This is a genomic window from Clostridium sp. OM02-18AC (assembly GCF_003481825.1).
In the GTDB taxonomy this organism is placed as follows: Bacteria; Bacillota; Clostridia; order Lachnospirales; family Lachnospiraceae; genus Brotaphodocola.
The window spans coordinates 124,287-145,372 of record NZ_QULW01000003.1; the positions used below are offsets into that span (position 1 = coordinate 124,287).

The following is a 21,086-nucleotide window of genomic DNA, read 5'->3' on the forward strand; positions in this document are numbered from 1 at the left end:
AAAAAACGATACCATCGCCGACATAGTTCTCCTTCCTCAAAGCTCAGACGTATACAGTCCATTCATTAATAATACTTCTATTTTATCATTCGTTGATATAAATAACAAGCGACTTATGTATACAAGCTCATATTTCTAACACAAAAAGCCCACCTGTGTGCCATAAAGAGATCTATGCACACTGGTGGGTCTGGAAAGTTATTTTTTCGTACGTTTCAATCTTATTGCAAAAAACTGCGTTTCACATGTGCCATAGGTTAGAACTGAATTACTTTCGGTTCATGCGTAAATGCAGAAATCGTTGCTGTTGCATTCTTAAAATAGAATACTTCCGTGTTTCCATCGTCCTCAGAATACATTTTCCGTAAGGATGGATATGCGTCCAGCATCGATGCTCTTGCCTCTCTGCGGTCATCTGCAACCAGTTCTCCGGCAACACGGATCCACTCGCCGTCTTTGAAAGCGCAGATTTCTGCTTTCGGGTTTGCGTGAAGCTGCTTGGAAACATCCTTCATTTTACCAGTCTGAATGTAAAGCTTTCCCTCGAAAATATGTGCCGTTCCAAACGGACGTACTCTCGGCTGATCACCTTCTGCGGTTGCCAGGTAATAAGTATCTGCGTCTTTTAAGAATTTCTCCACGCGCTCAATGGCGTTGTAGGTGACCGATTTTACCTGCGCGATATCAATCAGGGTCAGCTCTTTCGCGCGGTTCTCCAGACTGGTTGCCAGAGCACCTGCGGTATCTAAGCTGGTGAGTACATGCACGCCGGTCTCGATGGCGTTACGGCGGATGACAAAGCCGTCACGGCTTCTCTCTGCGCCCTGCTGCGGAATGTCGATGACCAGATCAATCTCATGCCCCAGGATCAGGTCCATGATGTTCGGGGATTCCTGCTCAAGCTTGCGCACGGTCAGGGCCTTCACGCCGTTCTCATTTAAGAACTTCGCGGTGCCGCGGGTGGCAAAGATCTTATAGCCGACGTTCTGGAAGCGTTTTGCGATCGGAACCACGTTTTCCTTCTCGGAATCGCGGACGGTGATGATCATGTTTTTGTGTTTCGGCAGCTTCAGTCCTGCGCCCTCAAAGGCCTTGTACAGTGCCTCGTTGAAGGTATTTGCGATACCCAGACACTCACCGGTGGACTTCATCTCCGGTCCAAGGCTGATATCTGCGCCGCGGATCTTCTCGAAGGAGAATACCGGCATCTTGATGGCGATGTAGTCTGCCTTCTTCTGCAGACCTGGCTCGTATCCAAGCTCCTTTAAGGTATGTCCGCAGATCACCTGCGTTGCCAGCGGTACGATCGGGATTCCGGTTACCTTGCTGATGTACGGCACGGTTCTGGAGGAACGCGGGTTTACCTCGATGATGTAGACCTCGCCGTCTGACACGATGAACTGGATGTTGATCATGCCCCTGACATGAAGGGCACGAGCCAGTTTCTCGGTGTAATCGACTAATTTTGCCTCGATTTCCGGGGTGATGCTCGGTGCCGGGTAAACAGAGATACTGTCGCCGGAGTGGACGCCGGTACGCTCGATGTGCTCCATGATACCCGGGATCAGGATGTCTTTGCCGTCGCATACAGCATCGACCTCGATCTCCTTGCCGACGATGTATTTATCTACCAGGATCGGGTGATCCTGTGCGATCTGGTTGATGATACCGATGAACTCGTCGATATCGTTGTCGTTGATGCAGATCTGCATACCCTGTCCGCCAAGTACGTAGGACGGTCTTACCAGAACCGGGTAGCCTAAATCGTTGGCTGCCTTCTTTGCTTCCTCTGCGGTAAATACGGTGTGTCCGGCCGGTCTCGGGATCTGGCACTGTTCCAGGATCTCATCGAACAGTTCACGGTCCTCGGCTGCATCGACATCTTCAGCTGCGGTTCCCAGGATCGGAACGCCCATCTTCATCAGGGACTCCGTCAGCTTGATCGCAGTCTGGCCACCGAACTGAACGACAGCTCCGTCCGGTTTCTCAATATCAACAATGCTCTCTACATCCTCCGGAGTCAGCGGCTCGAAATACAGCTTATCTGCGATATCGAAGTCGGTACTTACGGTCTCCGGGTTGTTATTTACGATAATGGTTTCGTATCCTTCTTTTTCAAACGCCCAGGTGCTGTGTACGGAACAGAAGTCGAACTCGATACCCTGGCCGATACGGATCGGACCGGAACCAAGAACCAGAACTTTTTTCTTCTTATGCTCCTCTTCCACCTCGCTGATGCCGTCAAAGCAGGAGTAGTAATACGGTGTCTCGGCCGCGAACTCTGCCGCACAGGTATCAACCATCTTGTAAGCGGCGCGGATGTTGTTTGCATGGCGCATTGCCTTGATCTCATCCTGGGAAACACCGGTCAGTCTGGAAATGACATTGTCCGGGAACTCGATGCGCTTTGCTTCTTTTAATAATTCCGGAGTCAGCGGTCCCTTCTTTAATTGATCTTCCATCTCAACCAGAATTGCCAGCTTGTCGATGAACCAGAGATCAATCTTGGTGATGGCATGGATTTCTTCATAAGAAATGCCGCGGCGCAGCGCTTCTGCGATCACCCAGATACGGCGGTCATCTACCACATGCAGCTGTTCCAGAAGTGCGTCATGATCCAGCTCGCTGAAATCATAGGAGAGCAGGCAGTCTACGTGCTGCTCCAGGGAGCGGATGGCTTTCATGAGTGCGCCCTCGAAGTTGGTGCAGATACTCATAACCTCGCCGGTTGCCTTCATCTGGGTTCCCAGGGTACGTTTTGCGCTGATGAATTTATCGAACGGAAGTCTCGGCATTTTTACGACACAGTAGTCTAACATCGGCTCGAAGCTTGCATAGGTCTTCCTGGTAACTGCATTCTTGATCTCGTCCAGGGTGTAACCAAGAGCGATCTTTGCTGCCACCTTTGCGATCGGGTAACCGGTTGCCTTGGAAGCCAGTGCAGAGGAACGGCTTACACGCGGGTTTACCTCGATGACACAGTACTCAAAGCTGGTCGGATGCAGGGCGTACTGAACGTTACATCCACCGGTGATGCCAAGCTCGCTGATGATATTCAATGCGGAAGTACGAAGCATCTGGTACTCTTTATCGCCAAGGGTCTGGGACGGAGCTACTACGATACTGTCTCCGGTATGAACGCCGACCGGGTCAAGGTTCTCCATGTTACATACGGTAATCACGTTGCCTGCGCTGTCGCGCATTACCTCGTACTCGATTTCTTTCCATCCGGCGATGCAGCGCTCTACCAGGACCTGTCCCACACGGGAAAGACGCAGGCCGTTTTCCAGGATCTCACGGCACTGTTCCGGGTTCTCGGCAATACCGCCGCCGCTTCCGCCCAGGGTGTATGCCGGACGAAGCACGATCGGGTAACCGATCTTGTCTGCGATGCGAAGGCCGTCCTCTACGTTCTCTACGATGTCAGACGGAGCCACCGGCTCGCCGATCTTCTCCATGGTCTCTTTGAACATCTCACGGTCTTCGGCCTTTTTGATGGTCAGGGCCGTGGTACCGATGAGGCGGACGTTGTTCTCTTTCAAGAAGCCTGCCTCTTCCAGCTCCATGGCAAGGTTTAAGCCTGCCTGGCCGCCCAGGGTCGGCAGCACGCTGTCTGGTTTTTCTTTCTTGATGAGCTGCTCAACGACTTCTACCGTCAGCGGCTCAATGTATACACGGTCTGCAATGTCCTTATCGGTCATAATGGTTGCCGGGTTGGAGTTTAACAGAACAACCTCGATGCCCTCTTCCTTTAAGGAACGGCAGGCCTGGGTTCCGGCATAGTCAAATTCAGCTGCCTGGCCGATGACGATCGGGCCAGATCCAAGTACAAGAACTTTCTTAATCTCAGGATTCTTCGGCATTAGTTATTTCCTCCCATCATGTTGATAAAACGATCGAACAGGTACGCGGAGTCCTGCGGTCCCGGACATGCTTCCGGATGATACTGTACAGTGAAAATATTTTTTCCTACATATTTTAAGCCTTCGTTGGTTCCGTCGTTGACATTGGTAAATGCCGGAACGGCTACATTCGGATCCAGGCTCTTTGGATCAACTGCATATCCATGGTTCTGGGATGAGATAATGGCACGGCCGGTTTCTGCATCTTTGACCGGATGGTTTCCGCCGCGGTGGCCGTATTTTAATTTGAAGGTATCTGCTCCGGTTGCCAGTGCCATAAGCTGGTGACCAAGACAGATTGCGAAGATCGGCACGTCGGACTCATAAAGCTTGCGGATTTCTTTGATGATCTCCACATTTTCTTTCGGGTCTCCAGGACCGTTGGAAAGCATGATGCCGTCCGGATTGGTTGCGAGGATTTCCTCTGCGGTGGTATCGCAGGGATAAACGGTAACTTCACAGCCACGCTTTGCAAGAGAGCGGGCAATGTTTCTTTTTGCTCCAAGATCCAGGAGCGCTACTTTTTTGATCGGCTTCTCAAATGCATCGGATGCCGGAAGGATGTACTTTTCTTTGCAGGAGGTCTTTTTTACGACTCCGGTTACGGTGTATGCGTGCATGCGTGCGATCGGATCGGTCAGATCGTCGTACTGCTTTGTAGTGATCATGCCGTTCATGGTACCCTTCTCTCGTAAGATCTTGGTGAGTGCACGGGTGTCTACGCCACTGATACCAGGGATGTCGTACTTTTCCAGGAAGTTCTGAATGGTATCCTCACTGCGGAAATTGCTCGGAATACGGGACAGCTCGCGGACAATGTAACCGTCCGGCCATGGTCTGTCAGACTCCATATCCTCATAACAAATACCATAGTTACCAATTAACGGGTAAGTCATAACAACCGCCTGTCCTGCATAAGACGGGTCGGTTAAAACTTCCAGATAACCGGTCATTGAGGTATTGAATACGATTTCGCTGATGACCTCGCGGGTGGAGCCAATGCTGGTTCCCTCGAACACGGTGCCATCTTCCAGAATAAGAAATGCTTTCATGTGGGAGTACCTATCCTTTCTTTCATCCGTATTATTGTATTGTGTGATGCGGTTTTGGGTCTTTGTATACACTTACATCAGCCCAAATTGATAGAATTATACATGATATACTATCGTTATGCAAGCTGATTTATTTTTATACATCATTACTTTTGATTAGACTCTATCATTTTCCCATACACCTCTTATAAATCATACGTTCTCTTCACTGTTTTGACAGGCACGCAAGCCGCCTCTCTCTCATATTCTGCTATGATGATCCATCCAAAGATCCGAGGAATCTTTTATGCCCAAAAACATCCATATCGCTTCCACCGAGCTGACCTCCAGCGGTCTCTTACAGGTCAACGTGGTCAATGTCCAGAATAACTTTCCCATCCGCAATGCCAGAATCCGCATTGCCTATTCCGGCGAACCCGCCGCCCCATTGGAAGAATTAACCACCGATGCATCTGGCCAGACAGAAGAAGTCTCGCTCGCAGCGCCGCCGCTAGAATTCAGTCTCCGTCCTGGCGAAGGCCAGCCCTACGCAGACTACAACATCACCGTAGAAGCGCCTGGTTTTAAACCGGTAACCGTGGAAGGCACCGAAGTTTTGCCCGACACAACGGCCATTCAGCCGATCCGTATGGAACCGGAATCGGACCCGGAGCCGGAAGAAAATCCCATTCTCATTCCAGAACATACCCTCTACGGGAACTATCCGCCCAAGATTGCAGAAACAGAGATCCAGCCGGTGGGGGAAAGCGGCGAAATCGTGTTAAGCCGGGTAGTCGTGCCGCAGACGATCGTCGTTCACGACGGACCACCAACCAGCAGCGCACAGGACTATTACGTTCCATACCGGGACTACATCAAAAACGTTGCCTCCAGCGAAATCTACGCTACCTGGCCGCAGTCCTCCATCACCGCGAATGTTCTTGCCATTATGAGTTTCACTTTAAACAGGGTCTACACGGAACACTACCGCAACCGCGGGTATGACTTTACGATTACCTCATCCACCGCCTTTGACCACAAATGGATCCCGGGAAGAAATATCTTTGAAAGTATCTCCGTCATCGTAGATGAAATCTTTGACAATTACCTCTCCCGTCCCGGCGTGCGCCAGCCAATCCTGACGCAGTACTGCGATGGAAGACAGGTGCAGTGCTTAAACCGCGGATGGATGACGCAGTGGGGTTCCTGCTCCCTTGGGGAACGCGGGTACAGTCCGATTGAGATCCTGCGGCATTACTACGGTGACAGTATCTACATCAATACCGCAGAAGAAATATCCGGTATTCCAGCCTCCTGGCCCGGGTATGATCTGGGTATTGGTTCCTCTGGTCAGAAAGTGATGCAGCTGCAGGAGCAGTTAGATGCCATTGCCACTGTCTATACTGCCATCCCACGTGTAGCTGCAGACGGCATCTACGGACCTTCCACCGCTGCTTCCGTGCGGGAGTTCCAGTCCATCTTCGGGCTTGATGAAACCGGCGTTACCGACTTTGCTACCTGGTACAAAATTTCACATATTTATGTGGGAGTTTCCGGGATTGGGGAGTTGTATGGGGCATAAAGCGTGGCGTCCGAATTTTCCGGACCCATAATGCAAAACAGCGAAAGCCAGGGATGCCTGATGGTCCCCTGACTTTCGCTGTTGTTTTTTCACTTTCGCCCAGACAATAAAACATCGTCGTTTCGAAAAACATCTATCCTGTGATCAGACTTCCAAACAGCTCTGCCGGCACATATGCCTTCACTGCAATGCCATCTGCCTGGTACTCTTCACTCAGCAGTTCCCCGTACTTGCGGATGGTCTGGATCTTTCCGGCTTCCTGGTAGGAAAATACACGTTCCAGATATACCTTCTGGCTGCGCAGGATCTGTTCTAAGGTACTTAACAGTTCGTCCAAACCAGCTCCGGTCTTTGCAGAGATCTGTACCTGATAGTCCGACTGCAGATCCCGCGGAAACTCCCCGTCTTCCTTCTGGTCGATCTTGTTAAATACGGTAACGATGATCTTATCCTCGACCTTCAGTTCCCGCAAAGTCTCGTAAACCACATGCATCTGCATATCCATGTTTGGATTAGAGCAGTCTACCACATGCAGGATGATGTCGCTGTATTTTGCTTCCTCCAGCGTACTTTTAAACGCCTCGATCAGATGATGCGGCAGCTTGCGGATAAAACCGACCGTATCGGTCAGCATGATCTGCTGCCCGCTTTCCAGCTCCAGATTGCGGGTGGTTGGATCCAGCGTTGCAAACAGCTTATCCTCTGCCAGAATGCCTGCATCCGTCAGCCGGTTCAAAAGCGTGGATTTTCCGGCATTGGTATATCCGACGATCGCTGCTACCGGTGTGTGAGCCTTTTCACGCTGCTTGCGGATAACGTCGCGGTGGCGTTTTACTTCTTCTAATTCTGATTTTAACTGGCCGATGCGCTCATGAATGAGACGGCGGTCCATCTCCAGCTTTTTCTCACCAGGTCCTCTGGTTCCGATGCCACCGCCAAGACGGGACAAAGAACTTCGCAAGCCGACCAGACGTGCTGCACGGTATTTTAACTGGGCCAGCTCTACCTGGATCTTTCCCTCACTGGTCGTCGCACGGGATGCGAAAATATCCAGAATGACCATAGTACGGTCCATAACCTTGGTGTCCAGTGCATCCTCTAAGTTCCGAAGCTGCGCCGGGGAAAGTTCATCGTCGCAGACTACACCGGTAGCCTTAAGTTCCCAGATCCGCTCCCGCACTTCGTCAATTTTTCCTTTTCCAAGGTAGGTGCCCGGATGGATGCGCTCACGGTTCTGGATCATCTTATCCACGGTGACACCTCTCGCGGTCTTCACAAGCTCCTCCAGCTCGTCCAGGGAAGCGCGGGTATCGTCCTCATCGTCGGTGCTGACTGCAATAAGAATGACGCGCTCCTCGATTTCTTTCATATCAAATAATTCTGCCATAAATGTTATTACTCCTAATTGTTGCCATATCGGATTTTCCCAAAATTCTCATGATTGTCCTGGCGGGCTTCTGGAATTTTAGTTGTTGCCCTGGCGGGTTCTCAGAAATGCCAGTTCCCTTGCTGCATTTCCTTCTGCTGTATATTTCTGGTCGTAATCCTCCAGAATTTCCAGCGCCTTTTTGTAATCGCCCTTATACTCCCAGGCTACAGCCTGGTTGAAGGTAAGTTCTTTTCTGCCCTCATCATCGGCCCCGGCTTCCGAAAGACCGGTTTCAATCGTGGCAAGTGCCTCATCATAATTTCCGGCATTGATCTGGTCCTTTGCCATGCGGTTATAGATCTGACCAGGAATGACGCCCAGCGTCAGTGCCCGGTCATAATCGCCGGTTTCCAGCAGACAGAGAGCAAGTCCCGTCCGGTACGTCTCATTCTGCTCGTCTTTCCCGTACAACGTCTCGTAGGTGGCAAGCGCTGCCTGGTAATCCTCACTCCGGTACTCGGTCTCAGCCCGGTAAAGAAGCATCTGGCTCTCAAAGCTGCCAATCTTTCCGTGATTCAGGTCGATGGCTGCATTAAAGTCTGTGACCGCCTGCTCGTAATTCTGGCTGTCTAATGCAGCAATGCCCTGCTCCGCATATTCCTGACGGTGCTTCTGGAGCGATGCCTGCCGAAAGCCAAATGCTCCTCCTCCGGCAAGCAGGACCACTACAGCCAAAGCTGCCATCATCTGGCGGCGCCGTTTTCTCTGCTGCCTGCGGCGGCGGGCAATCTGACGGGCCCGGACCGGGGAATATGCTGACTGGTTTGTTGTCCGGCCCGCTGTCTGGTTTGCTGCCCGACCCCCGGCTTGACGCCCCGTTCGTCTATGCATGTTGTTTCCTGTATACTCTTCCCTGCCCATATGCACATTACCTTCTTCCGGTGCTTCCGATCCCGCCGCGGTCTTCGTGATCCAGAGAATCGGTTTCCTCAAATTCGATCGCCGGCTGATGCTCCATGATACGGAACTGACAGATACGGTCGCCCTTGCTGATTTTTGTATCACGCAGTGCGTAAGCCGGGAAAAACCACTGGTCGTTGTCACCACAATAGCTTTCGTCGATCACACCCATATGGTTGGCCTGGATGATTCCAAAGTTTTTATAGGTGCTGCTTCTCGGAACCACGTGGGCCTCATACCCTTTCGGCAGTTCCATAGCAATGCCGAGCGGAATTAGTTTAAATTCGCCCGCTTTCATCTCTATATCTTCTGCGGCCCGAAGGTCGATCCAGTCAGACTTGCCGTCAATATAGGTTAATTTTTCCATATCTTCCTGAAAATATTTAATTCTGATTTTCTGCATCTTCTGATTCCTCTTTCTGCTGTTCTTCTAAATCTTCCCACTCTTGCTGATCTTCCAAATCCTGATTGTCAGAATCCTGCCTGTCGGAGTTCTGACATTGCTCCAAATCTTCTGTTTGCAAGTCGTCGCGCTCTTCCATGAGTTCCGTCAGCACCGCTTCCACTTCCTGTGCCGGTGTTTGTGCTGCTTCTTCGCCCTGCTCTCCAAGCTTCATCTGCAGTTCCTCTTCGACCTCCTGGATGATTTCTTCTTCCTGCTCCGGATTCATGGTAGGAAGGTCTATCATGGAACTGACGCCAAAGCGCCGCAAAAATTCCTCCGTGGTGGCAAACAATGCCGGACGGCCTGGTGCATCCAGACGGCCAGCTTCATATACAAGGCCATATTCCACCAGACGGTTTACCGCATGATCGGAGTTTACACCGCGGATCTTGCCAATTTCCATTTTCGTCACCGGCTGACGGTATGCAATGATAGAAAGCGTCTCTAAAATGACGTCCGTCAGCACATGTTTCTTCGGTGCCACGGCAACCCGGATCAGGTTTTCATAATAGTCCTGGCAGGTGCACATCTGGTATGCGTTTTCCAGCTCCAGAATGCGCATGCCACGTTTTTCTTCTTCGTAACGCTTCTGCAGATGCAGCACAACACGCTTTGCAATGTCCTCGCTCTGATCGATTGCGATCGCCAGCTGGCGCAGCTCCACGGAATTGCCCATCGTGAATAAAACTGCCTCGATGATTGCCTCCCAGTCCTCGGCATGATACTGTGCATTTTCTCCTGGCATCTGCTTGTCCGAACCAGCTTTCCTGGTGGCTGCAGAATGTCCGGTTGCAGCCATATTTCCTCCTGTGGACTTTCCGGCAGTTCCGTTCCCAAGCACCTTTCCACCTGCTGTTTCAATCTGTCCAGACTGTTCAGACTGTTTTAACTGCTCAGGCTGCCTTTCCTGCTTTTCCAACCGTTCCAGTTCTTCTTCTGCTTCCATTTGTGCGTGCCTGGCTTCTATCGCAGCCAGATCTACTTTCTCATCTTCTTCATCAAAAAAACTACCCATATGTTATCTATCCTTCCAGGCCGCTCAAATCTTCTAACTCCAGCTCGCCCTCTTCCCCTTCTTCTTCCAGCGTTTCGATCCACATGTCGTCAAACGTATGCTCCTGTGTCAGATGAATCTTGCCGATTTTCATCAGTTCCAGAATTGCCAGGAAAGAGACCACGACCTCCAGTTTGTCTCTCTGACGCTCCAGCATCTGACGAAAACTAAATTTCCGGTGTTGTCTTGCATAATGCATGACATCCATGATCTTGGTTTCCAGACTGATCGGCTCCCGTTTGATCGTGCCGAATTTGCTTCGGATCGGATCCAGTTTTTCTTTCTGTCGGCGCATAACGGAATCGAAAATCCGCTGCAGCTTTGCCAGCGTCAGACCATCTAACATCTGGTCAAGATCAACCGGCGGTTCATACTTTGCCACTTCCCTTGGCACAGTCGGTTTCTTAAAAAGAATATCGCCGGCCTGGTCTTCCATGTCAGCCAGTTCCTGCGCCAGAAGCTTATATTTTTTATATTCCAAAAGTCTGGCAACCAGTTCCGCTCTCGGGTCCGTTTCCTCTCCGTCCTCATCCACCTCCGGAGCAGGAAGCAGCATACGGGACTTGATATCCAGCAGGGTAGCCGCCATTACCAAAAAATCGCTGACAATGTTTAAATCTTCTTTTTCCATCTGGTTTACATAGTCCAGATACTGTTTGGTAATCTCCACAATGGGAATATCGTAAATATCGATTTTATTTTTTTCGATCAGATGTAAAAGAAGGTCCAGCGGGCCTTCAAATTTCTCCAGTTTATAAGAAATGGTCATAGTTTCTTTTTCCTTCTGGTCTGCCGCCAGGGCAGACGAACACGTATGTTACAGTATAACAAAAAACCTCTGTTCTGTAAATATGTTACTGTTTACGCAAGCGTGTCCAGCAACATAACTATACAAAAACAGAGGTAAAAAAAACTATTCTTCCGTTTTCTTCGGCTGCAGGCGAATGACAAGAAGCTGCGGCCGGTTACAGAACCGGATATTGATGGAATGCGTGCCAAGTCCCCTTCCGACAATCATGTATTTACCATCTTTTTCAAATGTTCCAGCGCAATACGGATGGAAGAACTGATACTGCGGAGTCATAACACCGCCCACAAACGGCAGACGGATGGTTCCGCCGTGGAAATGCCCGGATAAGGTTAAGTCTGCTCCCCAGTTCGCATACTGTTCAAAATATAAGGGTGAATGCGCCAGTAAAATCTGGAAACAGGTCGGATCTGCCGGTCCCAGGTGTCGGGACAGGTAATCTTCCCTCATACGGGCCGGAACAAAGTCCCGGTAGCAGGCCTGATCCAGATTCAGACCGCTGATCCGGATCTCCTCATTTAAATTTACAGACCGGTCTGATAAATATGCAATATTACGTTCTTTTAAGAGAACCCGCAGCTGACGGTAAAGGTTCCCGTACGTATCTGTCTCCCGCCCAAGACGCTGCTCATGGTTTCCGTTCCCATAGTAAATACGGAACGGTTTGTCGGAATTTTCCCCGGTCGTGAGGGTCTGCACCTCACACAGACCGTCTAAGAAGCGCCTGGTCACTTCCAGATTTGCCTTTCCAGGCTTTGCGACCATGACATCACCACCGATCAGGACCACATCCGGCCGAATGCTCTGAATCGACGTGAGCAGCTGTTCATTTCCATCTCCAAATTCTTTATCGTGTAAGTCCGTTAAGAACACCAGGGTTCTCGGGTTGCGGATCTTTTCTGAGCCGATCGTGATTTCTTCTGTCACAAAATGCCTGCGCTCATAGCCAGAGCGAATCAGACCAGCCGCTGCCACAGCAGCACCTCCCGCCATGACAGCGGAAAGGATTTTCATTTCGGTATTCAATTTCTATCCTACCCTTTCTAATCATTATTTATTACTGACACTGCCCTGGGCAGTATCGTTTATTTTTCTGACCACCCAAGCATGCTGCACAGTTTGCATAGTATATCGGGCGGCTTAGATTTTCCCGGCTGCATGCAGTTGGAATCCATAGTCCAGCATAGCCTTCGTATCAGTATAATGCGTCCCCTTGGCTTTCATGACAACTGCGATCAGGCGTACTCCGTCGCGTTCCACCGCTGTCACAAGCGTATTTCCTGCTTTTGAAGTATATCCGGTCTTGCCGCCAATGATGCCTTCATAATAGCGGGAATCGGTCTTATACATCATTTTGTGACCCATGGTAATGGTGTGGGCTGCTGCATTTTTAATTGCCGGGAATTCATAAGAAGTTGTGGTATCGATCTTGCGGAACGTGTCATTTGCAACAGCTGCCCTCAGGATCAAAGCCATATCGTATGGTGTTGTCTTGTGGTTTTCGTTATTTAATCCGTGTGGATTTGCAAAATGAGTATTCTTGCATCCAAGTTCCTTTGCCTTCGCGTTCATAAGGTCTGCAAAAGCGCTGACGCTTCCGGATACATGTTCTGCCAGTCCATTGCCGATCTCATTTGCAGATTTTAATAAAAGTCCATACAAAGACTGTTCCACCGTCAGCTGATCGCCTGCAGAAACGCCAAGCGCTACTGCCCCGGATTCCAGATTTGTGGTTGCTGTCTCAGAAAATGTCACCGTATCATTCAGATTGCAATGTTCCAGCACCACAAGCGCCGTCATGACCTTGGTAATGCTTGCCGGATAAAACTGCTGATCCTGATTTTTTCCGTAGAGAACTTCTCCCGTTGCTGCATTTAAGAGAACCGCGCCCTCAGCTGCCACCTCCGGCTGCTTGATGTCGGCTGCGGATGCAGTTGATTGTGTTGCCGAAGCCTGATTATTCGTTGCTGTGCCGGGATTTTCATTTCCTGCACTCACTGTTTTGGAAGAAGTATTCCCGGATACCGCTGTCCCAGAATTGGAAGCTGCCGTTCCAGGTCCAAGATTTAAGATAGCGTCAAGCACAGCGACCGGTGTCTGCCCTGCAGCCGGAAGCACCGCCGGGCGGTCTGAGGTCACGCCGTTTCCCGCTGTTACCGTATGACTTGTACCTGGTGTCTGGGAAACCGCCTGTGAGGTTCCATTCTGTGATGCTGCAGTTTCTGATGCGCTTTGCGCCGCACTGCTTTCTGAGGTTTTCTGCGCTGCACTGGTTTCTGTCGCACTGCTCTGTGCCGCATTTGTTTCTGCCACACTTGTCTGTGCGGTTTCTCCCGGTGCCAGACCTACGGTAACGGTTCCTGCCGCAAATGCATTCGCCGCCTGGGAAAGAGCCAGCGCAAGACCAAGGCTGAGTATCTGTACTTTATGTTTATGCTTCATCGAAAGTCTCCTTATTCATCACAATAGTCTGTATACACAATACCAATAGTATAGCATAGAACCTTTCCCGCAAACATAACAACTTTCTTAATCTTCCCGTTCTATTTTTTAAACAGCACCGTAAATATAGAAGTAACAGGTTCCGCTCTGGAGAACTTTTATGCAGTTTTTCCCTCATCCCAAACGCAGCATATGTAAAAGGCTGGCCGCTGCAACCGCTCTGTTTTTGTGTGCTTTTTTTGCTGGAGGTGTTGTGGCACATGCTATTTCGAACCTAAAAATAACATCCAAAACCGACAGGCAGGTTCTTGACTCTCCAACAGACAACACCGGAAGCAGACTTACCGCTTCCTCATCTTCCCACCTTTCCCCCGCTTACGAAAACTGGGGTCTCAGCTTCCAGCAGGAAGGAAAGCCCCCGGTTGCCAACGCTACTTCCGACTACCTGAAACAGTTTCAGGCACATTATATTGCAGATACAAACGATTCTGTCATCTACCTTACTTTTGATGCCGGATATGAAAACGGAAACACCGCAGTTATTCTGGATGCCTTAAAAAAGCATAACGCTCCTGCTGCCTTTTTTCTGGTCGGAAATTACCTCGAAACCAGTCCGGAATTAGTCAAACGCATGGTTGCAGAAGGACATACCGTCGGCAACCATACCTGGCATCACCCGGATATGTCAAAGATTGCCGACCAGGCATCTTTTTCCGAAGAATTATCAAAACTGGAAGTGAAATACCAGGAGGTCACCGGGCAGACCATGAAAAAATACTACCGTCCGCCCCAGGGAAAATACAGCGAATCGAATCTGAAAATGGCGAAGGAAATGGGCTATCACACCTTTTTCTGGAGTCTCGCTTATGTAGACTGGTATGAGAACAAACAGCCCTCACATGAAGAAGCGTTTCAAAAGCTGCTTGGACGCATCCATCCGGGTGCCATTGTCCTGCTGCACAGCACTTCAAAAACCAATGGGGAAATTCTCGATGAATTACTGACAAAATGGGAAGAAATGGGTTACCGTTTTGGAAGCCTGGATGAAGTTGTTAATACGGATCAAAAATAGGAAAGCAACTGGAATTATCTGACATTTCATGCTATGATTACTATCAGTAGAAAAAGGAGGGATATACTTATCATGCATGCATTTACCTATCATTGCCCTACCGAAATCGTATTCGGAAAAGATGCCCAGTTAAAGACTGCCGATTACATCCGCAAATACGGTGGAAACCGTGTTCTCCTTGTATATGGAAGCGGCAGCATCGAACGCAGCGGCTTATTGCAGCAGCTTTGCCAGATTTTGACAGAAAGTCAGATTCCTTATGAACTCTTTGGCGGCGCAAAGGCAAATCCAACCCTGGAACATGCCAGAGAAGGCGTAACGCTTGCCCGCAAATTTGGTGCTGACTTTATCCTGGGAGCCGGCGGTGGTTCTGTCATCGATACAGCCAAAGCGATTGCAATTGGTGCCGCAAATGCTCCTACTGACATCTGGCAGTTCTGGACCAGAGAAAAAACTCCGCATACCGCACTGCCTGTCGGTGCAATCTTAACGATTTCCGCTGCCGGAAGCGAATCCAGCGATTCTGCAGTTTTAACCAATCTTGCAGATGGCGTAAAACGCGGTCTTGGCTCAGAATTAAACCGTCCCCGTTTTGCCATCATGAATCCGGAGCTCACGCTGACACTTCCGCCATACCAGGTTGCCTGCGGCGTCACGGATATTATGATGCATACCATGGACCGCTATTTTAATCCTCTGGAAAATGAACTGACTGATGCAATTGCAGAAGCGCTTCTTCGCACGGTCATTGCAAACGGTCGGATTGCTGTCCAGGATCCGCACGATTATGATTCTATGAGTGAACTGATGTGGGCTGGTTCTCTTTCCCACAATGGGCTGACCGGGCTTGGAGGCAGCAAAGACTTTGCGGTCCACCAGCTTGGTCATGAGCTCTCTGCCATGTTTGATACAGCACATGGCGCTTCCCTCGCGACGGTATGGGGCTCCTGGGCCAAATTCGTCTGCAACACAAAAATTTCCCGCTTTGCACGTTTCGCAAAAAATGTCTGGGGTGTAACCACCTCCGATGAAACCCAGGCCGCTATGGAAGGAATCGAGAAAACGGTTGCCTTTTTCCGCTCCATTGGCATGCCGGCTTCTTTCGAAGAGAACAAAGATATCGGACTCCAGGATGATACAACCCTGCACGATCTGGCCTACCGCTGCACTTATCACCGGACACGAACGATTGGAACATTCCGGACTCTTCAGGAAGAAGACATTTACCAAATCTATAAAAATGCAAATCATACTGCGAAATTCTAAATAACAATATAAGTATATGACAAGGACCGTGTGAGTTGCCGAAAGGCAACTCACACGGCCCTATTAAAGTGAATCAAATGGTTATTTTCAAATCATCCCATCACGAATGATATCATGATCACGCAGAACTTTTTCAATTACAGTTCCCTTGATTTTCTTTAATAATGGTTTCTTCAACATATTAAGCGGTCCCGGAAGTTCCATCTCAAGCGGGGATTTTCCGTCCATCAGTTTGACCGTGCTGTCTAAGAGATTACGGATATCGTAGACACTGCCCCACACCTCCGGTACACCGCGGTCTACACCAAGCAGACCATATACAGACTCCATAGCCGTACGCACAGAATACTCGGTTGTGAAGATGGTGTCGCGTGGAGTCTCGGCAAACTGTCCCAGAAATGCGAAATTTACGCAGCCATTCGGAATGACATCCGGGCGGTCGCCTTTTCTTCTCGGCATGAAAAAGGCAGTAATATACGGCATCATGGTCGGTACACAGACAGCGTGGTTTTCGGCCAGGTCGTCGATCTGGTCTGCCGGCACTCCCATATGGTACAGCCACTCGGCCGTAATTTCCTTACCGGTACACTCTTTCATTGGCTTTTTGATATAGTCGCCCGGCACGTCAGTAAAGAGGCTGTAGATCCAGACGCAGATTTCTTCCTTCTTCTGGTTTTTGAACTGTCCCTGACGGTTGATAGTCCAGCTTAAGAGCCACTTGGAATCCTGGCAGCTTACAATGCCGCCGGTTACCACGCGTCCGCTTCGCGGATCGCGTTTACAGATCTTCTGGATATAGGAAATGATCGTATCGTCGGACGTGGTGACCGTCGCAGATTCCCAGTTGGTTTTTTCGATATCGGAACAGAACTTTTCCGGATGTCCAAATGCGTCATGCTGTTTTGCGATATTTTTCCACAGCTCCCAACATCCGCTGACACGACGCTCGGCATCTCCCACCGGTGCGTGGTTCTGGTCTCCATAAATGGTTCCTTCCGTGCAGCTTCCGTTTGTGACAAAGACAAGGTCTTTTTCGGTCAGCGGGATCTCGGTCTCCATTCCGTTTACGCTGCAGAGAATCTTCTTCGCTGTCTTTTTCGTACCTTCGATATCGAAAATCACATTGGTCACACGGGTGTTAAACTGGAACTGCACCCCTGCGTCCTCAAGATATTTCTGCATCGGCAGGATCAGGGAATCGTACTGGTTGTATTTTGTGAACTTCAATGCAGAGAAATCCGGGAGTCCGCCGATATGGTGGATAAAGCGCTGGAAATACAGCTTCATCTCCAGGGCACTGTGCCACGTTTCAAAAGCAAACATGGTGCGCCAGTACAGCCAGAACGTCGAGCCAAATACCTCATCATCGAAAACATCTTCTATTTTTTTGTCATAAAGGTCTTCATCGCGGGTAAAGAACAGCTTCATGATCTCCATGCAGCCTTTCTGGCTTAAGTTGAACTTTCCATCGGTATGGGCATCTTCCCCACGGTTTTTGGTTGCACGGCAGAGGGAGTAGTTCGGGTCATGCTTATTCAGCCAGTAATACTCGTCCAGCACGGATGCTCCCGGTGTCTCCAGGGAAGGGATACTATGGAACAGATCCCACAGACACTCAAAATGGTCTTCCATCTCCCGACCGCCTCGCATCACATAACCGCGGAGCGGATCCTCGATGCCATCGCAGGCACCACCGGCAATGTCCATAGCCTCCAATATGTGGATATGTTCTCCCTTCATCTGTCCGTCACGAACCAGGAAGCAGGCTGCTGCCAGAGCTGCCAAACCGCTTCCTACAATGTAAGCCGATTTTTCATCCACACCCTCCGGTTTTTCCGGACGTGCAAAGGCCTCATAATTACCGTTTGAATAATAGATTCCCTTGCTGTTCTTTGTCTGTTTCCCGCGCTCGGTATTGCGATATTCCTCCAGTTCTTTCTGGCGCTGTGCTTTGGATTGTGAATTTTTTGTTCCCATACCATTCTTCTTCATGAGCATGGTCCCGGCTCCTACAGCCAGAAGCGATGCTGCTCCAAACTTGGCAAGTTTCTTGTTCATCGTATTCTTCTCCTTCTTTTCTGCAAACATATAACCCTTGATACTCATAGAAACAATGGAGCGCCCAAATTATGGCGATCCATCATTTTTTAATTTATGATCCCCAGACATACAATTATTATCCGTAAGTCGAATTTCCATGTAAAAACAGGTAACCTTTCGGAAATCCCGTTTACTTCAGGGAAACCTGTACCGCCGGACGCAGCCGTCCTGCGATCATAACCGCGAGTGCACAAAGCATCAGATCCGGAAGCATGGTTGGCAGACAATATACGCCGAAGATCACACGAAGTGCTGTCGGTGTCTGGGAGGACAACAGGTGTGTGATCATATAAAAATAAAGGATTCCCATTCCGTAATATGCGGTATAGCCTGCCAGGGTAACCCAAAACCAGGAAATAGCTTTGGTTGGACGAAGCTTTTCGCTAAGGAAGCCCATCATCCATGCGGCAATAGCAAAGCCAAGCAGAAAACCAAAGGTTGGTCTTAAAAGATAAGCCGGTCCGCCGCCACGGGCAAAAATCGGGAAACCAATTAATCCGGTTACCAGATACGTGGCAACGCTTCGAAACGCCCGTTTCGACCCAAGCAGCAATCCAGCCAACAGCACAAACAGCCACTGCAGGGTGAAATTCATGGTATCTACACCAACCGGGATCACAATTTTCATAAATGCCCCAATTGCGATCAGTGCTGCGAACAGGCCACTGACTGCTACATCCATCGTCAGACTGCGGGATGCACTTCGGGATGTTATTATTTTTTCTTTCATAATGTATTTTGTCCCTTCTGTAAATATCCACGAACCATTATACCCATTTTTCTTTCATTAGACAAGAAAAAGCCGGAGCGTTCATTTATTTGAACGTTCCAGCCTTTTTCCTTGAAATCTTTCTGAAATTATAGCTCAGTTACAAACAAGAATCAAGAATGAACGGTTTTTTCCTCTTTCTTACTTTCATAGCAAAACGTCCGGATTTCTGTTTTCCGGTTCACGATCCCCGGCATCCAGATCATCAGATGTGCCTTGAAATCCAGGGTATCTGCCGCTTCCACGAAAGGTTCTTCCCGAAGAACCACAGACTGGATTCCTTTTTCTGCCAGAACCTTCTGTCCTTCCCGCGCCGCTTTCATGACAACCTCATACTGGTCATCCCGCTCTGGTCCAAAGCTCCGGTCTGGGTAAGCGGATGCTGCCGTCTTTAGCTTTTCTGCCAAAAGGTCTATTGTCTTTGCGTGGGATTTCCGGTGCAGAAGCTTTGCCACATACTTTGTCATCCATTTGCCCGGGTGTTTGCAGTATCTCACAAGTACCCGCTGTAAAGAGCGATCATCGCTTTCCTTTGCAAGCTCCAGCATGACCTCCCATGCTTCTTCTGCCAGCACCCAGCCATCCTCCCGGTCCGGGAGATACTGTGGCGGCACAGACGGGTAACAGGTAAAATTCAAAGGCGGGAACTTTGCAAGCCAGGCCAGCTTCTGTTCCTCCTCATTGCAGCAGTCTTCTCCCATATATTCGTATTTGTCCCACAAAATGGCAATGCGGTACTCTAACTGCCGCAGATATTCATAGCCTTTCACCCAGAAATGGCCGATCTGCCCGTAATCGTATAGATGATATTCCGGCTCCAGCTTTTCAAAAAACACTGTAAAAACATTGTGCCCCTGATGAACCACCAGCGCGGAACGTTCTTCCTTCCGGTCCAGATGCGTTTCCAGTTCTCCGTCATACTCTGCAAGGTAGTCTCCGGTGATGCGCGCATTCCGAAACGTCAGAAAACATTCCACTGCATCGTTCATCAGGTAAACCAGGCGAATATCCTGCGGTGTGTGAAACTCATCTTTCCCCTTCAGGAGTTCAAACTGATTCTGCTGGATCAAAATTTCCAGCATCCGATATGCGTTCATAGCGTTATTCCTGCTCTCCTTCGTTTGCTTCTTCCATATTGATATCCGGTTCTGCTGGCGTTATGTCTGCGTCATCCGTATAGCGGATGCGCAAAACTGCCTGAGACCAGTTCAGACTGACATGCGGCGTTTTTGTGCGCTCCTTGCCAGCCTCCTGGATCTGTTCCAGCAAATCCTCCAAAACCTGCTTTGTCAGATAACCGCCCCGCCAGTGAAACGTCAGGAGTTTTCCCTTCTTTGCTGCCTGCAGTGCCCGTTTTTTTACATCCTCCAGTTTGGTAAACGACAATTTCTTTTCTTTATAATAGAAATGATCACTATTGCTGCAGGCTGGTGCCGGTGCGATCAGCGGTTCGTGATCCCGGAAGATGGCTTTATCGTCCAGATTGAAATAATCGTAACGGATTTCCTCCCCGGTCACGCTGCATTTTCCAAGGCTGTTATCGAACGTGGCATCCAGATGATAATAGGTGCCATCAATCCGGACAATGTTCCAGGTATGGCGGTATTTGATGCCTTTTTCCGGATTATTGCCGCAAATCGCGATCATGCACCAGATTCCAAGCGCATCGCAAAGAATCTTTACTGCTTTGGCAATCCCTTCACAAACACCCACGCCTTGCCCCAGCGGACCAATGATCTCGTGGGAATAGGCCTTCTTTAACTTGTCATAGCGGATATTCTCACAGATAAAATCGTGAATATATTTTTCCTTTTCCCATTCGGAAAATGTCTTTGCCGGGCGGACCAGCTTTTCCACCCGTGCCGTCATCGCTTTCTGATGTTCCCGGATCTTGCCCTTGTCAAACAGATACTCTGGTTTCATGATAAGGTTTGGGGAATCCTGGTAATGCAGGAACCGGAATCCGGATGCCCAGAAAAGTTCCGGATGATCCAGCCGGAGCAGCAAAAATACCTCCGAAAGCTCCTTCGCCTCCAAAAGGGGCAGCTGGAAGCTGTCCGAGAGTTCTGTAAGACCCGCAAGCATGCTACGGTAAGCCGCCTGACGGGGTTTTGTCATATGATCATAATAATAGGTTCCAGCCATCTTGTTTCTACTTCTTTCTGCAAATTACAAAACATCAGTTCCACACTGCAATTACTTTCTGTCGATTATAACATTCTTTCCTGATTTTTGCATCGAATTTCTTTTTATTGCAGACAAATATTGATTTTAGCGCTATAATCT

General features: G+C 49.5%; 16 protein-coding genes. 3 read left to right on the forward strand and 13 right to left on the reverse strand.

From position 1 onward, the window contains the following. Nucleotides 1-257: 257 nt before the first annotated feature. Both carB and DXB18_RS03495 read right to left on the reverse strand, forming a co-directional pair. A complete protein-coding gene (gene carB, locus DXB18_RS03490) occupies nucleotides 258-3,863 on the reverse strand; it encodes a carbamoyl-phosphate synthase large subunit (RefSeq protein WP_118705996.1) in 3,606 nt (1,201 codons plus the stop codon). Then, nucleotides 3,863-4,954 (reverse strand): carbamoyl phosphate synthase small subunit, encoded by a 1,092-nt coding sequence (locus DXB18_RS03495; RefSeq protein ID WP_118540459.1) that lies wholly within the window; start codon nucleotides 4,952-4,954, stop codon nucleotides 3,863-3,865. The genes carB and DXB18_RS03495 overlap by 1 nt, the downstream gene beginning before the upstream one ends. Before the next feature lie 286 nt (nucleotides 4,955-5,240). Between DXB18_RS03495 and DXB18_RS03500 the strand changes: the two genes are divergently transcribed. Then, the gene (locus tag DXB18_RS03500; RefSeq protein ID WP_118705998.1) at nucleotides 5,241-6,515 is read left to right on the forward strand and encodes a peptidoglycan-binding protein; all 1,275 of its coding nucleotides are present in this window, start codon (nucleotides 5,241-5,243) and stop codon (nucleotides 6,513-6,515) included. A gap of 133 nt (nucleotides 6,516-6,648) precedes the next feature. Here DXB18_RS03500 and hflX read toward each other — a convergent pair whose 3' ends face one another. From hflX to DXB18_RS03535, 7 genes are all read right to left on the reverse strand, one after another. Continuing rightward, entirely contained in the window at nucleotides 6,649-7,902 is a 1,254-nt protein-coding gene (gene hflX / locus DXB18_RS03505) for a GTPase HflX (RefSeq protein ID WP_118706000.1), read from the reverse strand. 78 nt (nucleotides 7,903-7,980) lie between these two features. Further along, entirely contained in the window at nucleotides 7,981-8,775 is a 795-nt protein-coding gene (locus DXB18_RS03510; protein ID WP_182430452.1) for a tetratricopeptide repeat protein, read from the reverse strand. Nucleotides 8,776-8,812: 37 nt separating this feature from the next. Then, nucleotides 8,813-9,247, reverse strand: a complete 435-nt coding sequence (locus tag DXB18_RS03515) for a dUTP diphosphatase (RefSeq protein WP_118540455.1) — start codon at nucleotides 9,245-9,247, stop codon at nucleotides 8,813-8,815. Further along, nucleotides 9,228-10,304 (reverse strand): SMC-Scp complex subunit ScpB, encoded by a 1,077-nt coding sequence (gene scpB / locus DXB18_RS03520; protein ID WP_347560845.1) that lies wholly within the window; start codon nucleotides 10,302-10,304, stop codon nucleotides 9,228-9,230. The genes DXB18_RS03515 and scpB overlap by 20 nt, the downstream gene beginning before the upstream one ends. A gap of 7 nt (nucleotides 10,305-10,311) precedes the next feature. Further along, a complete protein-coding gene (locus DXB18_RS03525) occupies nucleotides 10,312-11,112 on the reverse strand; it encodes a segregation/condensation protein A (protein ID WP_118706004.1) in 801 nt (266 codons plus the stop codon). 144 nt (nucleotides 11,113-11,256) lie between these two features. Then, the gene (locus tag DXB18_RS03530) at nucleotides 11,257-12,177 is read right to left on the reverse strand and encodes a metallophosphoesterase (RefSeq protein ID WP_347560022.1); all 921 of its coding nucleotides are present in this window, start codon (nucleotides 12,175-12,177) and stop codon (nucleotides 11,257-11,259) included. A 114-nt stretch (nucleotides 12,178-12,291) separates the two neighbouring features. Then, a complete protein-coding gene (locus DXB18_RS03535; protein ID WP_118706006.1) occupies nucleotides 12,292-13,593 on the reverse strand; it encodes a D-alanyl-D-alanine carboxypeptidase family protein in 1,302 nt (433 codons plus the stop codon). A gap of 253 nt (nucleotides 13,594-13,846) precedes the next feature. Between DXB18_RS03535 and DXB18_RS03540 the strand changes: the two genes are divergently transcribed. Further along, a complete protein-coding gene (locus DXB18_RS03540; protein WP_118540668.1) occupies nucleotides 13,847-14,665 on the forward strand; it encodes a polysaccharide deacetylase family protein in 819 nt (272 codons plus the stop codon). A 72-nt stretch (nucleotides 14,666-14,737) separates the two neighbouring features. Continuing rightward, a complete protein-coding gene (locus DXB18_RS03545; protein ID WP_118706008.1) occupies nucleotides 14,738-15,931 on the forward strand; it encodes an iron-containing alcohol dehydrogenase in 1,194 nt (397 codons plus the stop codon). Between the two features lie 87 nt (nucleotides 15,932-16,018). Here DXB18_RS03545 and DXB18_RS03550 read toward each other — a convergent pair whose 3' ends face one another. The 4 genes from DXB18_RS03550 to DXB18_RS03565 form a co-directional block, all read right to left on the reverse strand. Continuing rightward, nucleotides 16,019-17,989, reverse strand: coding sequence for an oleate hydratase (locus DXB18_RS03550; protein ID WP_118540666.1), 1,971 nt, complete (start codon nucleotides 17,987-17,989; stop codon nucleotides 16,019-16,021). Between the two features lie 172 nt (nucleotides 17,990-18,161). Then, nucleotides 18,162-18,761: a biotin transporter BioY gene (locus DXB18_RS03555; protein ID WP_118540450.1), complete on the reverse strand. Its 600-nt coding sequence runs from the start codon at nucleotides 18,759-18,761 to the stop codon at nucleotides 18,162-18,164. Nucleotides 18,762-18,913: 152 nt separating this feature from the next. Further along, entirely contained in the window at nucleotides 18,914-19,897 is a 984-nt protein-coding gene (locus DXB18_RS03560) for a DUF3878 family protein (RefSeq protein WP_118706010.1), read from the reverse strand. 4 nt (nucleotides 19,898-19,901) lie between these two features. Then, entirely contained in the window at nucleotides 19,902-20,945 is a 1,044-nt protein-coding gene (locus DXB18_RS03565) for a transglutaminase domain-containing protein (protein ID WP_118540448.1), read from the reverse strand. Between the last annotated feature and the right edge of the window lie 141 nt (nucleotides 20,946-21,086).